Source organism: Ruegeria sp. D4, from assembly GCF_056534475.1.
On sequence record NZ_JBQFPJ010000023.1, the window covers coordinates 22,866 to 45,551 of the forward strand.

Annotated in this window: 19 protein-coding genes; 13 read left to right on the plus strand and 6 right to left on the minus strand. The window is 54.9% G+C overall.

What is annotated here, in order from left to right; genetic code table 11:
* Positions 1-32: 32 nt before the first annotated feature.
* From ACR0MI_RS21370 to ACR0MI_RS21380, 3 genes are read right to left on the minus strand one after another with little or no spacing between them, the layout of a single operon-like run.
* Complete coding sequence (locus tag ACR0MI_RS21370) at positions 33-710, minus strand: GntR family transcriptional regulator (protein WP_170612280.1); 678 nt, start codon at positions 708-710, stop codon at positions 33-35.
* Entirely contained in the window at positions 707-1,738 is a 1,032-nt protein-coding gene (locus ACR0MI_RS21375) for a Gfo/Idh/MocA family protein (RefSeq protein ID WP_170612278.1), read from the minus strand. Before ACR0MI_RS21375 ends, ACR0MI_RS21370 begins: the two co-directional genes overlap by 4 nt.
* Positions 1,735-2,823, minus strand: a complete 1,089-nt coding sequence (locus ACR0MI_RS21380) for an isocitrate/isopropylmalate family dehydrogenase (protein WP_170612276.1) — start codon at positions 2,821-2,823, stop codon at positions 1,735-1,737. Before ACR0MI_RS21380 ends, ACR0MI_RS21375 begins: the two co-directional genes overlap by 4 nt.
* Before the next feature lie 135 nt (positions 2,824-2,958).
* Here ACR0MI_RS21380 and ACR0MI_RS21385 point away from each other — a divergent pair, with 135 nt between their 5' ends.
* The 7 genes from ACR0MI_RS21385 to otnC are packed head-to-tail and all read left to right on the plus strand — an operon-like array spanning position 2,959 to position 9,282.
* Positions 2,959-3,966 carry a tripartite tricarboxylate transporter substrate binding protein gene (locus ACR0MI_RS21385; RefSeq protein WP_170612274.1) on the plus strand — a complete coding sequence of 336 codons (1,008 nt, stop codon included), beginning with the start codon at positions 2,959-2,961 and terminating at the stop codon, positions 3,964-3,966.
* 57 nt (positions 3,967-4,023) lie between these two features.
* Positions 4,024-4,773 carry a hypothetical protein gene (locus tag ACR0MI_RS21390; RefSeq protein ID WP_480442105.1) on the plus strand — a complete coding sequence of 250 codons (750 nt, stop codon included), beginning with the start codon at positions 4,024-4,026 and terminating at the stop codon, positions 4,771-4,773.
* Positions 4,774-4,777: 4 nt separating this feature from the next.
* On the plus strand, positions 4,778-6,289 hold the full coding sequence (locus ACR0MI_RS21395; protein ID WP_170612270.1) for a tripartite tricarboxylate transporter permease: 1,512 nt from the start codon (positions 4,778-4,780) through the stop codon (positions 6,287-6,289).
* The gene (locus ACR0MI_RS21400) at positions 6,289-6,576 is read left to right on the plus strand and encodes a putative quinol monooxygenase (protein WP_170612268.1); all 288 of its coding nucleotides are present in this window, start codon (positions 6,289-6,291) and stop codon (positions 6,574-6,576) included. Before ACR0MI_RS21395 ends, ACR0MI_RS21400 begins: the two co-directional genes overlap by 1 nt.
* Positions 6,573-7,370: an N-acyl homoserine lactonase family protein gene (locus ACR0MI_RS21405; protein WP_480855542.1), complete on the plus strand. Its 798-nt coding sequence runs from the start codon at positions 6,573-6,575 to the stop codon at positions 7,368-7,370. Before ACR0MI_RS21400 ends, ACR0MI_RS21405 begins: the two co-directional genes overlap by 4 nt.
* Positions 7,367-8,644 carry a 3-oxo-tetronate kinase gene (otnK, locus tag ACR0MI_RS21410; RefSeq protein WP_170612264.1) on the plus strand — a complete coding sequence of 426 codons (1,278 nt, stop codon included), beginning with the start codon at positions 7,367-7,369 and terminating at the stop codon, positions 8,642-8,644. Before ACR0MI_RS21405 ends, otnK begins: the two co-directional genes overlap by 4 nt.
* Positions 8,641-9,282: a 3-oxo-tetronate 4-phosphate decarboxylase gene (gene otnC / locus ACR0MI_RS21415; protein ID WP_170817300.1), complete on the plus strand. Its 642-nt coding sequence runs from the start codon at positions 8,641-8,643 to the stop codon at positions 9,280-9,282. Before otnK ends, otnC begins: the two co-directional genes overlap by 4 nt.
* Before the next feature lie 498 nt (positions 9,283-9,780).
* Here the strand turns inward: otnC and ACR0MI_RS21420 are convergent, their stop codons facing one another.
* A complete protein-coding gene (locus ACR0MI_RS21420; RefSeq protein ID WP_480442101.1) occupies positions 9,781-10,341 on the minus strand; it encodes a CHAP domain-containing protein in 561 nt (186 codons plus the stop codon).
* 448 nt (positions 10,342-10,789) lie between these two features.
* Positions 10,790-11,047 (minus strand): YjhX family toxin, encoded by a 258-nt coding sequence (locus ACR0MI_RS21425; RefSeq protein ID WP_170612258.1) that lies wholly within the window; start codon positions 11,045-11,047, stop codon positions 10,790-10,792.
* A gap of 288 nt (positions 11,048-11,335) precedes the next feature.
* On the opposite strand from ACR0MI_RS21425, the gene ACR0MI_RS21430 reads away from it, so the two are divergent.
* From ACR0MI_RS21430 to ACR0MI_RS21450, 5 genes are all read left to right on the plus strand, one after another.
* Positions 11,336-11,665, plus strand: coding sequence for an ArsR/SmtB family transcription factor (locus tag ACR0MI_RS21430; protein WP_480442099.1), 330 nt, complete (start codon positions 11,336-11,338; stop codon positions 11,663-11,665).
* Positions 11,662-12,063, plus strand: coding sequence for a VOC family protein (locus ACR0MI_RS21435; RefSeq protein ID WP_170612256.1), 402 nt, complete (start codon positions 11,662-11,664; stop codon positions 12,061-12,063). Before ACR0MI_RS21430 ends, ACR0MI_RS21435 begins: the two co-directional genes overlap by 4 nt.
* A 380-nt stretch (positions 12,064-12,443) precedes the next feature.
* Complete coding sequence (locus ACR0MI_RS21440) at positions 12,444-18,914, plus strand: GAF domain-containing protein (RefSeq protein ID WP_170817302.1); 6,471 nt, start codon at positions 12,444-12,446, stop codon at positions 18,912-18,914.
* Between the two features lie 3 nt (positions 18,915-18,917).
* Complete coding sequence (locus ACR0MI_RS21445; protein WP_170612252.1) at positions 18,918-19,259, plus strand: Hpt domain-containing protein; 342 nt, start codon at positions 18,918-18,920, stop codon at positions 19,257-19,259.
* Positions 19,252-20,277 carry a response regulator gene (locus ACR0MI_RS21450; RefSeq protein ID WP_170612250.1) on the plus strand — a complete coding sequence of 342 codons (1,026 nt, stop codon included), beginning with the start codon at positions 19,252-19,254 and terminating at the stop codon, positions 20,275-20,277. The genes ACR0MI_RS21445 and ACR0MI_RS21450 overlap by 8 nt, the downstream gene beginning before the upstream one ends.
* Before the next feature lie 202 nt (positions 20,278-20,479).
* Here ACR0MI_RS21450 and ACR0MI_RS21455 read toward each other — a convergent pair whose 3' ends face one another.
* Positions 20,480-21,670 (minus strand): NADH:flavin oxidoreductase/NADH oxidase family protein, encoded by a 1,191-nt coding sequence (locus tag ACR0MI_RS21455; protein ID WP_480855548.1) that lies wholly within the window; start codon positions 21,668-21,670, stop codon positions 20,480-20,482.
* Positions 21,671-21,771: 101 nt separating this feature from the next.
* Between ACR0MI_RS21455 and ACR0MI_RS21460 the strand changes: the two genes are divergently transcribed.
* A complete protein-coding gene (locus tag ACR0MI_RS21460) occupies positions 21,772-22,677 on the plus strand; it encodes a LysR family transcriptional regulator (protein ID WP_170612246.1) in 906 nt (301 codons plus the stop codon).
* Positions 22,678-22,686 lie beyond the last annotated feature (9 nt).

A 22,686-nucleotide genomic window follows, 5' to 3' on the forward strand; every position in this document is an offset into this window, starting at 1 on the left:
TTTTAGTTGATTTATGACCGGATGTGAGAAGATCAGAGGCTGTTAAGCCGATGCTTTTCAAGTATCCCGCAAAGCATAGCCTGTGCTTGCAGCCTGTGTTCTCGATGACGTTCACGGGCGGTATCTGGACGACCTTCACTAATCGCTTGAAAAACAACCCGGTGATCTTCATTGGATTTGACGGGCAGGGGCCTGATGAACAACGTCGTTGCGCGCGCGCGGCGTACCTGGTCGCTCATCATGGCGACAATCGCTTCGACCCGTTTGTTGCCGCCCAACCTAACAAGCTCCTGATGAAACAACTCGTCGGCCTCGGCCCAGGCTTCAAGGTCTTCGGCCTCGATGGCTTGGTCCATCTTTGCAATTGATCCGGCAAGTACTGTCAGTTCATCTTCTGAATAACCCGCTTCGGCAGCGCGCTGTGCTGCGAGGCTCTCGAGTTCCGTCAATATGTCGTAAATTTCACGCATATCATCTGATGAAACGGGCAGTATCCGCACGCCCTTGCGGGGTCGCATTTCCAGCAATCCCTTGCTTTCCAACATCAGCGCAGCTTCCCGTATCGGGGTGCGGGACATGCCAAGGGTCTCGGCGAGTTCTGACTCCAGATGGTCAGTTCCGGCCGCAAGTTCGCCAGACAGGATCATCCGCCGCAAATCCCTAACAGCGCGTTGTGTATTGGAAAGAGTTTTTGCGTCCTGATCCTTCACGGCGTCTCCAGGTTGATCTTTCGTCCCTCCGCAGCTGAGAGATAGATATTATCTTCAATGCGGATCACATCCAAATAATCTCGGGCCGTGTTTTCCAGCGGCGTGCCCCGTAGAAGGCCCGAAATGACGTGAGTTTGCAAGGCGTGGACGCAGTCTCCTCCAAATCCATCATGATCGCTTGGAGGCAAAATCTGCTGTCGCTCCTGTTTTCCAAAACCGCGGAATTCTACTGAACCGTCGCCGTAAAGAACCAGTGATCCTTCTGTTCCTTCGATGAGAGCTTCGCCCATGGTCTGACGCGGGTTTTTGGCGCGGTGGTCAAGGCATCTGTTGCCATCGAACAGAGCTTTCAAACCGTTGGGGTGGTCAAACAGGATGTAACCTGCATCCTCGCCCGAGATAACGGGGTTAACTTGGCGCAAGTCTGCATAAACTGCGCTGGGCGCATCGAACAAAAATCGGAATGTGTCTACCCAGTGAACAGCAGTTTCATGTACCAGAAAACGTGGCATGTCCTGAAAGTACGGCTGCCGGTCAAGGTAGGCGCGCGGTCCCTGGCCGTCGCCGGGCCGAAGCCGGAAAGTCGCTTGTAGAGGTGTGCCAATTCGACCCTCGGTCATAGCCACCTTGATTGCACGATACCAAGGCTGAAAGCGAAAGTTCTCGTGTACAACAATAGTTGCACCAACCACTTCAGCCTCTGAGACGATCTTCTTAGCTTCATCCAATGACATGCAGAAAGGTTTTTGGCAGATCAGCCACATTATGCCCGAATGCAGCGCAGTTCGAATGGCGTCGGCTTGCGCCACAGGTGGAAGAATGATGTCCACGAGATCTGGTTTTTCCGCCTCCAGCATTTTTGACAGATCATCGTAAGCGGCCAGTCCTGTTTCTTTCGCTTTGCCTATATCACGGTTGCAGGATGCAACCGGAACCGCTCCGGGCATTCGGGACCAGCTTTCGTAGTGGAACCTGCTGAAATACCCCGCACCCACACACGCGACTCTGATGGTTTGTCGAGTGTTCATGCCCACAATGCTTCCAATACCGACGCGGCTGCATCCTGCGTTCCGGCGGAGCCACCTAGGTCACGCGTTAGGTTCTTTCCGTTCGCAGTCACCTTTTCCACGGCTTCACGCAATCGTTCGCCGTCATTGGACAGGCCTGGGTGATCATGGGTCAAACCCAACCATTCAAGCATCATTGCTGCGGACAGGATCATCGCAAAAGGGTTGGCAATACCCTGTCCTGCGATGTCTGGAGCGGAACCATGGCAGGGTTGGAATACAGCGTGATTCAACCCGATATCCGCTGATGGAGCCAGTCCAAGACCGCCCATAAGACCTGCACCAAGGTCGGAGAGGATGTCTCCGAACATGTTCTCGGTCACCAAGACATCGAACTCCCAAGGTTTTTGGACCATCCACAGTGCGGTGGCATCAACATAAGCATGGTCTGCCTGCAAATCGGGATGGTGGGCGGCTTCTGCATCAAACATCGATCTGAAGAATGCAAAGGCGCGGAATACATTGGCTTTGTCGACACATGTAACTCGACCCCGGCCGCGCCCGGTTCTTTTGCGGTTCTGGGCGAGTTCAAACGCGAAACGGAACAGTTTTTCGGACACCTCACGAGTGATCAGCAAAGTTTCACGTGCTTCGTGTTCAGTAACTTCGCCAGCGCCTTGGGTGAAGAACAGTCCTTCTGTGCTTTCGCGTATCAAGACAAAGTCGATCTCTTTTCCGGGGGGCAGCGCCAAGGGGGTCATTTGTCCGCTGCATACCTTCACCGGTCGCACACCTGCAAAAAGTCCCAGTTGCTTTCGCAGATCGATCTGCGGTGAAATCTCGGTTCCGTCAGGGTAGCGAACATCCGGCAAACCCATTGCAGAGAGCAGAATCGCGTCGGCGTTGCGTGCAGTTTCGAGTGACCCGGTAGGAAACGATTCTCCAGTTTTTGCGTAGTGGGATGCGCCTGCCGGCGCGTCCGTAAACACCAATTCGTAGCTGGGATTGTTGCTTGAGAGCCGGCGCAGAATTTCAAGAGTAGGGGCCATAATTTCAGGGCCGATTCCGTCGCCGTGGAACACTGCCACATCATAATTCTTTTTCATCTTAGCCCGCTTCCTTCCCGTTTCGTATTCATAGCGCGATTGCAGATCTCACTACAGTCCGTTGACAACGCATTCTTTAATGTATACGCAAATAAATGCAATAATAAACGCAAAGATGTTTGGGAGGACTTGGAAATGAAACTAAAGCTAGGGCAGTTGGCGGCCGCGGCTGTGATGGCGACCGGTATTGCAGGCGCAGCTGCTGCGCAGGATTACCCCTATCGAGATATTACCACAGCCGTGGTCTGGGGGGCCGGTGGCGGAACGGACACGATCAACCGAATGATCATGGCCGAGATGGAAAAACACCTTCCGGTCTCGATCAATGTGATCAACCAAACAGGTGGTGTCGCAGGCTCCAACGGGATGGTCTACGTGATGAACCAACCAGACGATGGCTATACACTCGTCGGTTTGTCTGAATCGAACGTCACCGCTGCTGTGCAGGGTGGTTGGGATAAGAAATTTGACTTCTGGTATCCGTTCATTGTTGGCGGATCACCTGATCTGATCTCGGTTCCGGCGGACAGTCCTTACAATACTCTGGAAGAACTGGTCGACGCTGCGAAAGCCGCTCCTGGCACTATTCCAGCGGCGGCTTCCGGCGCAGGTTCGATCCACCACTTGAACCTTCTGGCCATCGAAAAAGGGTCCGGTGCAGAATTCAAGTTTGTTCCATACAAAGGCTCAGCGCCAGGGCAGGAAGCAGCGATAGCGGGTGAAGTTGCGTTGGTTGTGACTTCTCTAGCTGAACAGGCCCCGTTGATCGAAGGCGGTCAACTTAAACCGCTTGCGATGTTGACGCCCGAAGATGCGCAGATTGCAGGGGCAACAGTGCCTTCTGCCTTTGGTATTTATGACGGTCTCGATCAGTATTTGCCGCTCAAACAGGCCATCGGGTTTGCAGTTCACAGTTCAGCCGGGGACGACGTAAAGGCCGCGCTTGGTGATGCCTTCGAGCAAGCGATTGCCTCCGACACCGTGGCTGAATGGGCCTCTGCAAACAATTATGATGTCGGTGGTCAACACGGCGAAGAAGCTCAAGAGCTGTTTGCGAACCTCGAAGCTACCTTTGCCTATACCTTGCAAGATCTGGGCGCAGCGACCGTCGATCCGGCGTCGCTGGGTATCGAGAAGCCATAATCCGATCACTTTTGAAAGGGCGCGCCTGATCGCGCCCTTTCCGACAAGAGGCAGGCAATGGACAAACCTGACGATACACTGATCATGCGGGCGCGCGATTTCTGGGCATCGATTGGTCTGATAGCAATTTCCACCTTTTTCCTTTGGAAGACGTCGGACATCCCGCTTTGGGGTGAAAACCGCGCAGGTGTAAGTGGATCTGATTGGTACAACTCGGCTGCAATTGTACCGCTGTTCATCTTCGGTGGATTACTTGTTTTGTCCCTCGTCTTGCTGGCTATTTCGATCCGTTCAGGTGGAGCCCAAAACGCGCTCAGTGCTTTGAGGATCGGATGGGATAAGTCGGAAGCCTATCGAGCATCAACAATCGGCCTGATCCTTCTTGCATATGTCGTCGGACTAGTCCCCAGAGTGGACTTCATTCTGTGTTCTGGGTTGCTGATTACAGCTTTGACTTACGGCTACTACGGAGGTCATGCGCGGCGTGCTTTGGTGGCCTGTGTCGCAGTTGTCGTCACCGGTTTGTTTGCGTTCGCCGTGTTTCCTGCTCAGGCGGATTGGAATGCACACGGTGATGATTGGTTCACTCTGGCCTTGTGGGTCGCGTTAACACTAGTGGTGTTGACCAAAGCGACTTCCGAACGGGTTTTGCGGTTCGTTCCATTGGTGGCAATACTTGCCCCGCTCATCCTCGTATGTGCGATGGCCTTTATTTTCCGGCAGAACGTGCCCGCGCGCGGCGGGCTGATCTTCAAGCAAATCGAATACCACTACTACGTGACGCTTCGTCCGCCATGGAAAGACTGACCGGATGGACTTTATTCTTTCGCAACTGGCTGGATTTGGGACTGCATTCGTGGGCCTGGCAGTGGACCCGCTGACCTATCTGTATTTGATTGCATCCGTATTCCTGGGCATCACGTTCGGCGCATTGCCCGGCCTTACGGCAACCCTGGCCGTGACGATCCTGACGGGCTTCTTCGGCAACAAAATCCCGCTCGACTATTCGCTCATCGCTTTGCTCGGGGCCTATGTCGGCGCGATTTACGGCGGCTCTTACCCGTCTATTTTGCTGAACATTCCGGGCACGGCAGCCAGCGCGGCAACAGCCATGGATGGTTACCCTCTGGCCAAAGCGGGCCGAGGGGGCGAAGCACTTGGGCTGACCACGACGGCCAGTTTCATTGGCACAGTTATCGGGACCATCACACTTTTGATTTTCGTCTGGGCGCTGCTTTTGGTTTCAAAGAACATCGCAAGCCCGGAGAAAGCATTGCTGGCCCTCTTCGGCATTCTGCTTTCTGGCACTTTGATGAGCGAAGACCTGGTGATTAAGGGATGGATCGCCGGTCTGATCGGGCTTGCGATGTCCATGGTGGGACTCGACCCTTTGTTGTCTGAACCGCGCTATACTTTCGGCTGGTCTTACCTGTTGAGCGGGTTTCAGGTCGTGCCGGTTTTGATGGGGGCCTTTGCGATCCCCCAAATCATTGACGGTTTGACGCACGTTGAGGCCGGGAAAGTTCTGGCCCTGAAAGGTCGTATCCTTCCGAACCTTCGCTCAATTCGACGCTACCTGCCCACCATTGGCCGGTCAGGCGTGATTGGGACAGGGGTCGGAGCACTTCCCGGAGTAGGCGAAGATGTAGCCGGTTGGGTCAGCTACGGTGTTGGCAAGACCTTATCTACCGAGGGCGACAAGTACGGAAAAGGCTCCTTGGAAGGTCTGTTGTGCTCTGAGACTGCAAACAACGCCTGTATTGGCGGCGCGCTGATCCCGCTGTTGGTGTTGGGCATTCCCGGTTCACCACCCGCCGCCGCTTTGATGGGGGCCTTCAAGATCAACAACGTGATCCCGGGCCCGACGATAGACCCCGAAATCATTCTGCGCGTGGTTGCAATCCTGGTGTTGGCCTCGCTGACGATGTTCCTGATGGGGCTTTTCACCGCTCGGGTATTTATCAAAATACTTGCCATCCCGCAGACCATCTTTTTGCCCGTCGTTATGGTTCTGACAACAATTGGGTCTTTCAGCGTTGGTGGGGGCATCAATGATCTTTATCTGATGCTTGGCGTCGGCGCAGTTGCCTATTTCATGAACCTGATGAAATACCCAATCGCGCCTTTGGTTATCGGGGTTATTCTGGGCAGTCTGTTCGATGAAACCTTCCGCCGGTCGCTGTTCTTGTCGGACGGGGATCTTTCGGTCTTCTTTTCACGACCCGGTGCGGCCATTCTGCTGGTGCTCAACATTGGTCTGATCCTCAGCCAACTGCCCGTCGCAAAGCGCGCTTACTCACGCCTAAAAGGAATTTCTGTCTGATGTTTGCGGTTACTGTCACCTTCACTCTCAAACCCGGTACGAGAGCAGCTTTCTTGCCGCTGATGGTCGAAAACGCTTCAATTTCTTTGCGTGAAGAACCCGGATGCCATCAGTTTGACGTTTGCCTCGGCGACGATCCCGAGACAGTTTTTCTCTATGAGGTTTATGATGACAGCGTGGCGTTCTCTGCCCACCTAGAAAGCGCGCATTTTCAATCCTTTGATGCGGCAGTGGCTTATATGATCGCCACCAAGGTAGTTCACCAGTATTCCGAGGTCATCCGATGAACGATTGGGAAATTCAAGCCGTGAAATATGCGGATCGAAATGCCCGGACGCGAGCTGATAGTTTCATCATCGATGACAATCACAACGCGCCTCATGCGATGGATTACTTCGTTTGGGTGCTCAAACGCGGCAAAAAAGTCATTCTGGTCGATACTGGCTACGACTCCGATGAGGCTGCCGCCCGTGGTCGTCCCATCGCGATGGACCCTCGCGAGGCTTTGCGGCCTCTAGGCATCGCGCCGGAAGCGGTGACTGAGGTCATCGTGACCCACCTTCATTATGACCACGCAGGGGGGGTGCATATGTTCCCTAACGCGAAGTTGCACATGCAGTCGGCGGAAATGGCCTTCGCTACAGGTCCCTGCATGTGCCATGATCACCTGCGTGCGCCTTTCACGGCTGACCATGTCTGCGAGGTCGTAAAGCGTCTCTATTCAGGCCAGGTCATATTCTACGACGGAGAAGCCGAGATTGCAGATGGGGTTACGGTACACTGCATCGGTGGGCATTCGCGCGGGTTGCAATGTGTTCGCGTAAGAACGGCAGCCGGGTGGATGGTGCTCGCCTCTGATGCCTCGCATTACTACGAGTATTTCATGGCACGCAAAGCCTTTCCCATCGTCGTCGATTTGCAGGAAATGATGGATGGTTTCAAGACCCTGGAGAGGTTGGCCTCGCATCCTCGACTTATCGTGCCCGGCCATGATCCACTTGTGCGTGAGATTTTTCCCGTCGGTGCGGCACCACATATCCATAGGTTGGATCCAGGACCGACGAGGGACATTGAATTATGAAAATCGGTGTCATTGCAGACGACTTCACTGGTGCGAGTGATATTGCGAACACCTTGGCCAAGGGCGTTGAGCCGGAAGGTGGATTACGAACGGCTCAGTTCCCGGGTATTCCAACGACCCCAGCCGACGAGGAGATCGAAGCGGGTGTGATCTCACTCAAGAGCCGCACCGCACCGACTGAGGAAGCGGTAGCGGACAGCTTGCGCGCTCTGCGGTGGCTTAAAGATCAAGGATGCGAGCAGTTCATCTTTAAGTATTGCTCCACATTCGATTCCACTAAAGAAGGAAACATCGGCCCCGTTGCGGAAGCGTTGGCTAATGAACTGAGTGCGCAAAAGGTGGTTTTCTGTCCGGCCTTTCCCACCACGGGGCGTACGGTTTATCAGGGCCATCTTTTTGTGCTTGGCAAGCCGTTGAACGAGTCTGGGATGGAAAATCACCCTCTTACTCCGATGACGGATGCCAACATCAGGCGTTGGTTGCAGCATCAGACCGAAGAAGCGGTTGGGTTAGTGCCAGTTGACACCGTGAAGCAAGGGCTAGAGGCGATTGCTGATGCTTTGCAGAACGCAAACGAACGCTTTGTAATCGGTGATGCGATCTCGGACGAGGATTTGCTGGCCTGGGGTGAGGCTCTGAAGGATGCCCAGCTCATTACCGGGGGATCCGGGATAGCATTGGGTCTACCCAGAAACTTCGTCAGAAGAGCGTCGTCCAAAAGAGGTGGTAGTGTGTTCACAGGTATCGCTGGACCCGCCGCCATCCTTGCAGGATCATGTTCAGGTGCGACCCGCGGACAGATCGATGTTCATGCGGAATCCAATCCGACGTTCGCCATCAATGTTCCGGGTGTCATGTCCGGGGATGTGACTAAGCAAACGCTTCTGGATTTCTTTGAAAAGCATTCAGGTGAGGCCCCCCTCGCTTACTCATCAGGAAGCCCGGAAGAGGTGCGCGCGATCCAAAGTCAATTCGGACAGGAAACTGTGGCGGAAAAGCTGGACAATCTCTTTGCTGAAACTACCCGGGAACTTGTCCAAACGGGCTATAAGCGCCTTGTCGTTGCCGGAGGGGAGACGTCGGGAGCTGTCGCCAAGGTCGTATCTGAGGCACTGGGGTCTCCTGCCATGTCAATTGGTCCAGAGATCGACCCGGGCGTACCTGTCCTGAGCGTCGGAAAAACTGAAACCATTGCGCTGGCTCTAAAATCTGGAAACTTTGGCGCTCCGGACTTTTTCGCGAAGGCGCTCAGAATGATGGAGGCAGGCAAATGAGTTCGGATGAACCGGCTTTGCGGCAGCAGATGTCAGAGCTATGCGCCTCGCTGTTTGAGCGTGGATTTTCCGTCGGCACTGCGGGCAATGTCTCGGCACGTCTTGATGACGGGATCCTCATGACACCAACCAACTCCACCTTGGGGAATATCGATCCCGAGCGCATCGCCAAGATTGATTTGGATGGGCACCACGTCTCCGGCGACAAGCCGACCAAGGAAGTTTTTCTGCACCAAGCCTTCTATGAGACGCGGCCAGAAGCGGGCGCCGTGGTTCATCTGCATTCGACCTGGGCCACTGCTCTGTCCTGCCTGGAAGACACCGATCCCAATGACTGTATTCCACCGCTTACACCATACGTGGTCATGCGCGTCGGCACGGTCAAACTGGTTCCATACGTCAAGCCGGGTGATCCGAAATCCGGTGATTTGATCCGCGAATTGGGCGGCAAGTATAGTGCGGTTCTGTTGGCTAATCACGGCCCCGTCGTTTCAGGAAAGGATCTGTTCTCAGCGGTCTGTGCAGCAGAAGAGCTGGAAGAAACAGCCAAGTTACTCTTGGCACTGCGAGGTATGCCAACCCGAATGTTGGATGTAGCTCAAGTCGTAGAACTAAAAGAGACTTTCGGAAGGATTTAAGCCGACACCAAAATGGTGAGTGAGCAAGCTTTTGGGCAAATCGCGCAAATTTTTGCGCAAACGTCGCGCAAAGTTGTGGGCGAGCTCACTTGAATTTCATGAATTAAATCAATAGCATAGGCGCGGCGATATGCGCAAACCCACAACAGGTTGTAGGTGCTCCCAAAGCTTTGCATTTCGCCCAAAGATTTGCATCTTTGGCGCAAAGCTTTGGCCACGGTAACCTCCCATTGTCGGAGATCGAAGCTCAATAAATGTCGGCGAAGTTTTGTCTGGTTGCCTTCTGGTAACGCCGTTCGGGTGAAAACTTACCAATTGCTATTGCCGGACCGAAACGGGTGTTACAAATCAAGCTTTGAATTTTTTGAGATGTCGAGCGACGCCACTGTTCGTCTTCTGTGCGAGGACGGTCAGTGACCGTGCTTAACGACCGGGATGAGAATTGCGCGCGGGGTATTCTACGGGTCTACGGCGAACGAGAAGAGAAATTAGTTTGGGCTACTTGGTAGCGATCGGATATATGAATCCGTTCACCGGGTAGAAACTGCCATACCGGCCCGGCTGACTTTCGACCCGGACCAGCGTCCAGTCATTGTTTTTGGATACGTCCCTGACGCCCATTTTCAATGATACCTTATTGCGGTGCCAGTTCGCGTGGTTCACGATAACTTCCCGCTCGGTGACAATGTCGGACACGACAGCCACATGGCCCAACGGCATCCCTCGGGTAGCCCGAAACGACATCACCGCACCGACAACCGGTTCATTGCCCCGCTGAAAAATATTGTGCGCCTTGCCCCACCAGTCCTTGGCGTTGCCGCGAATTTCGATGCCGCTGAGGCTTCGTGCATAGGGTACGCACCACACCCTTTGCCCCCGGGCCTGCTTTTGTGAAACCTCGCGCAACGCCATTGACTGACGTTCCGGATTGAGTTCCCTTTCGGATGGGTTTTGGGCACAGGCAGAAACAAGAATGAAAAGCCCCAACGCAATCGCGGTTCGGGCAGTGCCGAGCAAAATCGGCAGGTTTGTATTCGTTTTGCGGGCGCTGGTGTGCAAGTCGCTTCTTTGCCTGTTCGAAGACTTTCGAGGCTTTTACGGTAATCCAATCTGAAATGAAAAGAGGGTTGCCAATTCCCCGGCAAGATTTTGCCAGTTCCCTGCACCGAGTTTAGGCCAAGAGCCGAGGTGGAAGACGTATTTCCCAAAAGAAGATTGAGCACTGTGTAGCCGAAAGAACCCTCCGCCAATTGGATGGCGAAGGGTATGTGCAGACTACGGAGCCTAACCAAAGATTACTTTGTCATCTCCGGCTGCATGATCAGTGCGACCGCAATCGCCTTACCATCGAGCGGCTTTGCGATTCCGGGCCTCAACTCAAGCTGCATCCAGAATTGCGACAGGGTCAAAAGCTCAGGGGTGCGGTGTCTGCTTGTTTGTCGGAACTAACTTGAACTTGGGTAAAAAGCCCGATGACCTCGATTTTCATATGGTTCATTTTTCTTTCCTATCTTTGGTTCATTTGCGCACGCACAGATTTGATCCCCAACGCGGATGCGCGGTAAGGACTGCCGTTTTTCGAACGAATGAAACGGCGCTTCAAAAGGCGCTTGAAGACGCCAAGGCTGCAGTCGGTCAGGACATGACCGTCGCGCGTGTAACAAGTGACGTCGTGGATTTTGCCGTTTTCTAGGCGTTCGAAGTGGATCGCCCCGCCAAGGGCGAGTTCGTGCAAAACACGTTGCTCGTGCTTTGAGATATTCATTGGGATGTCTCGATCTTACGAAAGCACAGAAACAGGTTCACTCAGCATCGCGCGTGAGTGTGCCTATCAATGTTTGTGTTCCTGAATTTGGGTCGCCAGGAACGGGCGTTAGGCCCGGGTCTCTTTCATAAAATCTCCGTTGCACGAAGCGGTATGCCTCAGGCGGTTGTCGACTTAGTCATCCGCCCGTCATGTGTCAAGTCGTATGAAAAATAGTCCTGGTGCGCCCATTTCTGGCATCTTCGCAGGACTCGTGAACGTCTCTTCCGGCGCAAGAAACTTGCAGTAATGTTGCTGCATATTGAAGCCATGAAAGATGATCAGCTCGACCTAATCTTCAAGGCACTTTCCGACAGCACCCGCCGCCGCATCATCGACCGTCTGAGCAGGCAACCTGCCCAGTCGCTGTTCGAAGTTTGCGCCGCATCGGTTGCGGAGGATGGTGTTGCGTTGTCCCGGCAGACGGTTTCCCAGCATCTGGCGGTGTTGGAGAAGGCAGGCTTGATCGAAGTTGAATGGAAGGGTCGGACAAAAACGCACTCCTTGCGCGTGAGCGATGAGCACATCGCGGCTGCATCATGGCTAACAAATTACAAACCAAACGGATCCAAGACATGAAAATCTATGTAACCAGCATATTTGTTGATGACCAAGACAAAGCTGAGAAGTTTTACACTGAAACCCTGGGGTTCAAGGTCAAGCACAATATCTCATTGGGCGAAAACCGTTGGGTGACGGTCGTATCAAAGGAAGATCCCGAAGGGACTGAGTTGCTGCTTGAACCAAGCGACCACCCGGCGGTGGGGCCTTACAAAGCAGCCCTTGTTGCAGACGGCATCGCCGCACATTCATTTCAGGTCCGGGACCTTGATGCTGAGTACAAGAGGCTGAAAAATCTGGGCGTGGATTTCGTCACCGAACCGATGGATGCGGGGGCAGTTCACATGGCTGTTTTTGATGACACGTGCGGAAATCTCATTCAGCTCATCCAAATGAAGGACGTCGCCTCCGCCTGAGGCTCGTGCGGATCAGTTTGCGATAGGCGCGAACGACGGAATACCTTTCTCCCGAAGATGATGGGATCGCTGTTGCCAACACAATTCAACGCGCGCATGTCGAGCACACGCATCGACAAGTCCCAAACGCTTTCTTTGTTGAATCCAGATTTTTCAATGAAGTGCTAACAGAACACCTGAAAAAGGTGCCGACGGCAGCTCGCTTCGTCATGTGTGTTTTGGCACGGCTCATCTGAAATGATCGGATCATGTGCCCTTGGGCTGTTTGCGGGGCAACGCTGATTCCGGGACCCGCGAAGAAAACTCAGTGACTTCTATCTCATGCTCTCTAAACTCGAACCTGGTACTTTTCATGAGTTGACTGGGGAGCTTAACCTCACGTGGGTGAAAAAAGACCATCAGGAGAGACGGCAGGTCCTGCGTCGTCATCCGCGCAAAGTGAGGGGCTCAGCGTCGCTGATCAGCAGGCGCGGTTCGAAGCGACTGCGCGGGTTATGCAGGCAATCTCCGAGACCAAGGATGACGTGCAGCCGGTCTGCGATCTGATTGTAACGCTGGCAAAAGATCTCTGCGACGCTTTCTTCGCCGGTCTGGTTCTGGGGCGAGAAGGGGATGCCCTTCAGCAACTGGTGGCCAGCGTTAATCTGCACCCGGACATTCAACAGCTCTGGCTCGACGGTAAGTACACCATGGAGCCGGGCAATTCCCTTGTGACCGATACCATTCTCAGCGGCGAGACCAAACGCGTTGTCGATATGGGAGATACCGATTTTCACAAGTCCGGTGATGAGCGTTTCAAGCTGATTGTCGACACACATGGATGCCGCAGCAATCTGTTTGTTCCATTGAAACTGGATGGCTCGGCAATCGGGTGTTTGATGTTGGCGCGCAACGAAGTGCGCCCATACACCGATGATCAGGTTCGGCTGGTGGAAACATTCGCCGCGCAAGCCGTGATCGCAATCGAGAATGTTCGCCAATTCCGCGAATTGCAGACCCGCCTGGCGCGCGAGGGCGCCACGCGCGAGGTGCTTGAGGTAATTAGCCGTTCTCGGGAGGATGAAGCTCCGGTCTTTAAGACGATCCTCGAAAACACCGCCCGGCTGTGTGAAACCGATGTCGCGACGCTGAGCCTCTTGAATGAAGCGGGAACCCATCTAGAATACGCCGCCCATTACGGCGATCAATTGGCCACGTACGAGGTCGGTGTTGATCGTTGGCCGTTGGACTCAAATCTTCAGATTGCCGAGTCTGTGCGGGAAGCGCGCGTTATTCACAACGTCGATTTACGCCTGACAGACCATTACATTAACGAGGACCCTTGGCGCCGTCAGTTGGTTGATGAAGAAGGTGTCCGTTCGTTTCTGACAGTCCCTCTGATTTCAGTGGACGGCGACCCGGTCGGGGTAATCGGGATTTATCGGCGCGAAGTACGCCCTTTCACCGATGACGAGATTGCTTTGGTCGAGAGCTTTGCAGCTCAGGCTGTCATCGCCATCGACAATACACGCCAAATGACAGAGCTGCATACTCAGTTGGAACGCCAAACGGCGACGCGGGAAGTTCTGACAGTGATCAGCAAAAGCCGGGACGACGATGCGCGGGTCTTTGAGGTGGTTCTTCAGCAGGCCACTCAGGTTTGTGGTGCGGATCAGGCCGCACTCATTCTGGTAAACTCTGCTGGAACCTGCGGAAGGCTCGTGGCGGCTTGGGGTCACCAAAAAGAAGGGGCTGAAATAGGAACGGAGTGGCCTCTCGAAGGTTCGTTTACAGCCGCTATCGCGATAAGAACAGGTCAGGTAGTTCGCGTCGACGATATAGCTGATACAGATTACTATCGCTCGGGCAATCCAACGGCGGTTGCGATGGTTGAGGTGGAAGGCATTCGGTCCCGCGTCGCAGTTCCGTTGATGCAGGGGGGGCAGGCCATCGGGGCCATCGCGGTCAGCCGCCGCGAGGTGCGTCCATTCGCCGACCCTGATGTGCAGCTAATCGATGAATTCGCCAGACACGCGGTGATTGCAATCGAGAACACGCGCCAGTTTCGCGAAGTTCAGGAACGGCTTGAGCGGGAGAAAGCGTCGCGAGAAATCCTTGAAGTCATCAGTCGCAGCCGCGACGACGACAAGCCGGTCTTCCACAGCATTCTCGAAAATGCCAGCCGTTTGTGCAAGGCACCGCTGGCCTTCTTGTGTGTCGCTGATCACGAACGCGGGCTTGCGACGATCCCGGCCAATATTGGCGCGAGAACCGATTTTGATGAAGCGCTCAGGGAATTCACCGAGCCTTTGACACGTACGGAACTGATCGCAATCAGGCCCATGGTCGATGGGCAGGTCATTCGTCGGGACAACATCGCCGATGATCCGCTTTATTACCGGGACCGCGACCCGAAACGGGTTCAGATGGTCGAGATCGAAGGCGCCCGCTCGGTTCTTGCGGTTCCGTTGATGAAAGGCGGCACCGGACTTGGGGTGATCGTGCTCTATCGCCGAGAAGTTGCACCGTTCTCAGATGACGACATCGCACTGGTCCAGACATTTGCGGCCCAGGCCGTGATAGCAATGGAGAATGTTCGCCAGTTTCGGGAGGTCCAGGACCGCACGGCGGAAGTTACGCAAGCGCTGGAATACCAGACGTCCACTTCTGAAGTGCTGCGGGTTATTTCGGCGTCACCAAACGAGTTGTCGCCCGTTCTCGATGCCATCCTCAAAGAGGCGTCGCGTATCTGCGAGTTGCAGGATGCCTATGTTGCGATGTTGAATCCGGACGACGGGCTCTTCCATGTTCACTCGACACTCACTCAGGACACGGTTTTTGCGGACTACGTCAAATCGCACCCTATTTCGCCCAGTGAGAGCGGTGTAAGCGGGCGGGCCATTTTGTCCAAACGCACAATCTATATCGAAGATGTCGAAGCGGACCCGTTCTACACATGGATGGAAGAAAGCGGCGTCGGTGAATACAAATCACTGCTTGGGGTGCCGTTGGTCAAGAACGGCAAGGTCGTGGGCGTATTATCGCTCGGGTCGCCGGAAGTTTCCGGGTTTTCCAAGAAACAGATTCAATTGCTTCAAACTTTCGCAGACCAGGCCATTATCGCCATCACAAACGCGAACCTATTCCGCGAGGTTGAGAAACGCACTGCGGAAGTAGAGCAAGCGCTGGAATACCAGACCGCCACGTCAGACGTATTGTCGGTCATATCGCGCTCTCCGAACGAGTTGGAGCCGGTACTTGAGGAAATCCTGAAGGTCGCAAGCCGGATCTGCGAACCAAAATACACTGCGATTTCGATCCTCAATCCGGAAGATAACCTTTACCACACGGACATCATGCTCGATTTTGACAGTGTTTTCATGAAGTTCATGAAGGCCAACCCTGTTCCGGCCGGCCACGGGAGCGGAATTGGCCAAACAGCAGCCCGAGGGGAAACAGTCTATTACAAGGACACGGAAGCTGACGAATACGCATGGAAAGAGGCAGCTCGCATCGGAAAGTACCGTTCGCTGCTAGGTGTCCCGCTGATCAAGGGCAAAGTGGTGGTCGGCGTGATCGTGCTCTGCCACGACAAGGTCGCGCCATTCAATTCAAAGCAGATCTCTCTATTAGAGACTTTTGCGGCCCAGGCCGTGATTGCGATCAACAATACCCAGTTGTTCGAAGAAGTTCAGGCACGTACGGCCGAAGTGGAAGAGACACTGAAGTACCAGACAGCCACGTCAGAAGTGCTGGATGTCATCTCCCGCTCGCCCAACGATCTGCCGCCGGTGCTGGATGCCATCCTCGAGGTTTCTTCGCGCATATGTTCACCGGAATATGCATTCTTCGCGATGCGGGACCCAGACGACGGGCTGTACCGGGTGGTCATGTCCCACAACGTGAGCGATGCGTTTCTGAAGTTCCTGTCAGACAACCCCATAGCTCCGGAAGAAGGCTCGTGCATCGGGCGAACGGCGTTGCATGGAAAAACAGTCTACATCGAGGATACGCGCAACGATCCGACTTACACGTGGAAACAGGCGGCCGAGATGGGCGATTACCTGACCACTTTGGGCGTTCCGCTTGTCAAAAACGGTCTGACGCTTGGGGTCATCGTCATGGCGCACCGGCAGGCTTCGGCGTTTAACGACAAACAGATCAGCCTTTTGGAAACCTTTGCGTCTCAGGCACTGATCGCCATCAACAACACGCAGCTTTTCGAGGAAGTGCAGGCGCGCACCGCAGAAGTCGAAGAGGCCTTGCAATACCAGACTGCCACGACTGAAGTTCTCGAGGTGATTTCCCGATCTCCTGACGCATTGGAACCCGTGCTGGAAGCGTTGCTGGCCGTTTCGTCCCGTATCTGCCGTCTTCAGGATGCCTTCGTCGCCTTGAAGAAACCAGAGGACGGGAAGTATCATTTCTTTGCGGGGCACAACCTGTCAGACGGATTTACCGAGTTTCTGAAGGCGCACCCATTTGAACCGGGGAACTCATCGGCGACCGCGCGTGCACTTCTTCGTGGACAGGCCGACTATGTCGAGGATACGCAGGCAGACCCTCTTTATGATCCGGTTCTGAAGTCGAACCTCGAAGGGTATCGATCCGTTCTTTCCGTGCCTCTGATACGTGACGGCGCCACAATTGGTGTCATCAGCATGGGCAGCCGAACGGCTGCTGCTTTTGACGAAAAGCAAATCAAGCAAATGGAGACATTCGCGTCGCAGGCGATTATCGCGATCCAGAATTCTCAATTGTTCAATGACACGCAAACTGCGCTCGCGCGTCAAACGGCGAGTGCTGATGTACTGCGGGTGATCAGCCAATCGCCTACGGATACAACGCCTGTTTTTGAGATGATCGTAGAGTCCGCGACCCGGCTTGTTTCGTGTGATATGGCGATAGCAACCTTGGCCGATGAGTTATCCTGGTGGCAAGTGGCCGTGGCTTCATCGCACGGGTTGATACGCGACTTCGGACAGTCCCGTCACCCGCTTGATCCACAAGACAATTTCCAGTCATCGGTATTAATGTCGGGAAGAACACGGCATGTTTCCGACTTTTCATCACATGAACTGCCGAGATTGGCGAAAAAACTGCACAAGGAAAACGGAACCGAGGCTTACCTGGGTGTTCCGTTGATGCGTGTCGGCACCTGCCTGGGTGGCCTTGTGTTCATCAGGAAAACGAAAAAGCCATTTTCGGATGACGATATTGCCATGGCGGAATCTTTTGCCGACCAGGCCGTCATAGCAATTGAGAATGTGCGCCTATTCCGAGAGGCCGAAGAAGCGCGCAAGGCCGCGGAAGAGGCCAACGAAGCCAAAAGCGCTTTTCTGGCCACCATGTCCCACGAAATCAGAACCCCGATGAACGCCGTGATCGGAATGAGCGGGCTTTTGATGGACACCGAGTTGGATGCGGAGCAGAGCGATTATGCCAATACGATCCGCGACAGTGGCGATGCGCTATTGGGTATCATCAACGAGATTCTCGATTTCTCAAAAATCGAGGCCGGGCAAATGGATATCGAGAACCATCCGTTCGACTTGCGTGAATGCATAGAAAGCGCGCTGGATTTGATCAGCGGCAAAGCTGCCGAAAAACAGCTCGATTTGGCCTATGAGTTCGACGATGCCCTGCCCCCGGCGATCAGCGCCGACTTGACCCGATTGCGGCAAATTCTGCTGAACCTTCTGTCTAACGCCGTGAAGTTCACCGAAAGCGGCGAAGTGGTTCTGTCCGTTGAACGATCAGCCAAGGAGCAGGGCGCGTTGGAACTCACGTTCAAAGTTCGCGACACCGGAATTGGCCTGTCTGACAAGGGCATGCGCCGTCTGTTTCAATCTTTCAGCCAGGCAGACAGTTCAACGACCCGCAAATATGGTGGCACTGGTCTGGGTCTTGCGATCTCCAAGCGTCTTGCAGAGCTTATGGGTGGGACAATGTGGGCGGAAAGCGAAGGCGAAGGGCGTGGTTCTACCTTTTTGTTCAAGATCCGGGCCAAAGCGGCGAAACCAGTGAAGTCATCGTCTCGCAATCTGGTTGGCGTTCAGCCCGAGCTTGAGGGCAAGCGTATTCTGATGGTGGACGACAACGCCACCAATCGCAAAATCCTGGCTCTCCAAACCGAGAAGTGGGGCACCCAAACCACGACGTGTGAAACCCCGTCCGAAGCGCTGGGCCTGCTGGGAAAGGCCGACCGGTTCGATCTTGCCATCCTCGACATGCATATGCCGGAAATGGATGGAGAGGAACTTGCAGGAAAGATCCGCACAAAGCGGCCGGCACTGCCGATGATCCTATTCAGTTCACTCGGCCAGCGCGACGTGGATCTTGAGGACGGGTTGTTTGCCGCCAACCTTGCCAAACCGTTACGTCAATCGCAGCTATTTGATACGTTGGTCACATTGTTTGCGACCCAAAAGGTGCAATTGAAAGTGGCCAAACCACCGGACAAACCCCAAACAGACCCCGATATGGCAAAGCGCTACCCACTGCGCATATTGCTGGCGGAAGACAATTTGGTGAACCAGAAACTCGCCCTCCGCTTGTTGGAGCAGATGGGGTATCGCGCGGATTTGGCCAGCAACGGCGCTGAGGCCGTTGAAAGCGTAAACCGACAAACATACGACGTCGTGTTCATGGATGTGCAGATGCCCGAAATGGACGGGTTGGAGGCGTCCCGCCGGATCAACAAGGCGTTCCCCGATGGCAGCCGTCCTCGCATAATTGCCATGACTGCGAACGCGATGCAGGGCGATCGCGAGATGTGCCTGGACGCCGGTATGGATGATTACATCACCAAACCGATCCGAGTCCCCGTTTTAATTGAAGCCCTTTTGAACTCCCCCCGAACAAGAAGGTGATCCATGACAGATAGCCCAATTGATCATGAAATCTTCATGGAACTCAAAGACGCGACAGGCGAAGACTTTGCTGCCGAGCTTGTGAACACCTTTCTCGACGAAGCCCCCGGAATGATAAGCGAATTGAAGGCAGCCGCGGGCGCGGCCGATGCCGACAGATACCGTCGGGCCGCACATTCCATCAAATCCAATGCAAGCACATTTGGTGCAACGGCGCTTGCCGAACTGGCCAGGAAAGTCGAGCTTGGAAAGCCGCCCGTGGCCGGTGATCTTACGGATGCGAACGCGTTGGAGGCGGCCCTTAACTCCGCAGCAGCGGCGCTTCGGAGCTTGATTGATGACTGACGCCCCCGGACATCTGCTCATTGTCGACGACAACAAGGTCAATCGCCTGCTGTTGTCCCGGAATGTCGAGCTTTTGGGTCACCAGGCTTCGGTGGCGGAAAACGGTCGGGTTGCGATGGAGATGCTGTCCAGTCAGCCTTTCGACCTGCTTCTTCTCGATATTGAAATGCCGGAAATGGACGGATTCCAGGTTCTTGAGGCGATCAAGTCGGACACCGACCTGCGCGATTTGCCGGTGATTGTGACCTCATCTGTCGAAGGGCTCGACAATGTGGTGCGCTGCATTGAATTGGGGGCCGAAGACTACTTGCCGAAACCGGTCAACAAGACGCTTCTCAGTGCACGCGTTTCCAGTGGCCTCGAAAAGAAAAGACTGCGGGACGAACAGAAGCGTCTGCTTGAACGCTTTGCAACCACCGAAGTAGCCCAGGACCTGCAAGCGTCCGGCTTCGCCATCGGCGGCAAACGTGCCAACGCGTCGGTTTTGTTTTGCGATATCCGGGGCTTCACGACGTTGTCGGAAAACCTCGCGCCGGAAGAAACCATTGATCTGCTCAATATCTTCTACACTTTGATGTTCGAGGCTGTGACCAGCAATGGCGGCATTGTCAGCCTGATGCTGGGCGACGGTTTGATGGCGCTTTTTGGGGTTCCGCAACCCCTGCCCAACTCTGCGCAAAGTGCGGTGGCGGCGGGACATGAGATGCACAACATGATCGAAATTTTAAATCTCGAACGGCGCGCGGAAGGGAAAGATGCCTTGAAGATCGGCATCGGAATCGCAACCGGCGAGGTTGTTGCCGGATATGCCGGCACGGACAACCGGGCGACGTATACTTGCATCGGATCGACCGTAAACCTTGCGGCCCGTCTTGAAGCGGAAACCCAGCGAACCGGTAGCCGAATTTTGATAGATCAGGAAACACTGGCGCTGTTGGAAGGTGCCCATGTGGAAAAGACATTCGGCGCAACGAAGATAAAAGGTTTCTCTGATACGTTCGACATTCACGCGCTATGACCATCCGTGCAAACCTGGGGCCAATGCTTTTTTTGATTGGTTTCAGAGGTGTGAAGCCAACATTGTGGACGTTCCCAAAACATCTGTTGGATAGACGGTGGTTTGCGATGTTGGCGCTTTTCGGAATAGATCGGCGTTGAAGCCACGACAGTATCTACGCCCTCGTCGATTATGTTTGGCGTGTTCGGAGGCAGGGGCGTTTTCAAACAAACTTCTCGTTCCAAATCCCTACACGCTGATGGTCGCGGTTTTCATATTCCGCGATAGCCTGAAAAATATCCCGATCCACCGGCCCCTCCCGATCTTCTCCATAGTCCGTCATTCGCATTGTGAACCATGCGGTCATCCCGCCCGGTGGCAAAGTGGCGAAGCGAGGGAAGACTGGGTCACTCTTCGCAGCCTGCCAAGTGCTGGGCAAATCAGGGTCCAGGATGAAACCGCGTGCTATGCCGACCGCATCCACATCCCCTGATTTGACTGCCGCGTCTGCTTCCGCGCGATGCTTGAACCCTCCGGTCACCATGAGTGGGGTCTTGATCAACCGCCGTGCGGCGCGCGCGAAGTCGAGGAAGTAGGGACCTTTGGTTGACCGTTCGGAACTAGATGGCGCGCCGGGAAAATAGGTCCCGCCGCTGATGTCCAGCAGATCGACGCCTTTGCCGTCCAACCCGGCAACCACCCTGAGCGCGTCTTGTTCCGTCAGTCCGCCGTCAAGCTGGTCAGTGGCGCTCAGTTTGACCGCGACTGTGAAATCAGACGGCACCGCAGAGCGCACAGACTCAACGGTTTCGATCAGCAACCGCATCCGCGCGTGGATCGGGCCACCATAGGCATCCGTTCGACGGTTGAAGAGGGGGGAGAGGAACTGGCTCAACAAAAATCCGTGCGCTGCATGGATCTGGACACCGCCAAACCCCAGATCGGCAGACCGACGGGCTGTGCGGGCAAATTTTTCTGGAATGGTCCTGATCTCGGCAAGCGACATGGCTTCACTGCTGAAATCAGGGAAATCGATAGCGCTTGGGCCTTTGGGATAACCGATCGGTCGATGCGCGAGCGCCCCGGCGTGGCCAAGTTGCAGCCAAAGCTGCGCCCCGTTGACCGAGCCACGGCGGGCCAGATCCCGGAAAGCCGCCATATCGGCCGCCTCGTCGAGCACGAGATTACCCGGTTTTTCGGGGTAACGCGGATCCCCCTGCACTTCACCGATGATCGACGCCGCCAAACCACCCTCGGCCCAGCGTTCATAGAGACGCATCTGGGCGGCGGTCGGGTTGCCCCGGCCATCCGCCAGCGAATCCGACATGGCCGATTTGACGATCCGGTTCTTCAAAACACGCCCGTTCGGCAGGGTGAACGGGCTAAAAAGGGAGGTGTTCGAAGCGATGGGCAAGGTATTTCTCCTTGGTTTATTGGCCTCCACCATAGATAATTTGGAAAGTTTGCGCCGACAATCCGGTATCTTGGATCAACTTTTAATAGTTTTTGGAATAAATGTCGCAAAAAACGGAACTGGAAATCCTTCTGGCCGTGGTTGACCACGGCAGTTTTTCGGCCGCGGCCCGCGTGTTGGGGTACACCCCGTCTGCGGTGGGCAAACGGGTGCACCTGTTGGAGCAGAGGTTGCGGGTGCCGCTTCTTGTCCGCTCGACCCGGCGCATGGCATTGACGGAGGCCGGACAACGATATGTAGAGGAAGCGAGGGATCTTCTTGCCCGCCTGACAGCCCTGGAAGAGGACATTGCCGATGATGCCGGCAACCTGCGCGGTGTGATCCGTGTGACAAGCTCGGCGGCTCTTGGCCAGTTACATGTTGTCCCTCTGGTGGTCGAATTCATGGAGCTTAATCCCGAAGTCGAAATCGAGCTGTTGCTGACGGACAAGATCATTGATCTGGTGGGCGATGGCTTCGATCTCGCAATCCGCAGCGGCATCTTGCCGGACTCGTCCCTCGTGTCACGGAAACTGATGGACAATCAGCGGATCCCATGTGCCGCGCCCGGTTATCTTGAGCGGAGCGGAGTTCCACTGGAACCCGAGGACCTGACTGCGCACAGATGCCTGCGCCTCGGGCCGGAAAAATATCTGTCGGATTGGGGCTTCAAACGAACGGGTGGCGGCATGTCGCGGCTCGGGTCGGGGTTTTCCTGCAATAGTCTGGAAGCGCTCCGTTCGGCGTGCTGTGCGGGACGCGGCATAGCGTGGTTGCCGGAGTTTCTGATATCCGACGACTTGCGCACAGGTCGCCTGTGTCCGGTTCTGTCGGATCGCGCGGAGCCTAGCGCCGGCGGTGGGGTCTTCGTACTGCGACCGGAAATGCCCTTCCTGCCACGGCGCGTTCGGGCCCTGATTGACTTCCTCGTGGATGGTTTCGCGGACAAGGTATTCGGTCACGGATAGCAGGCTGAA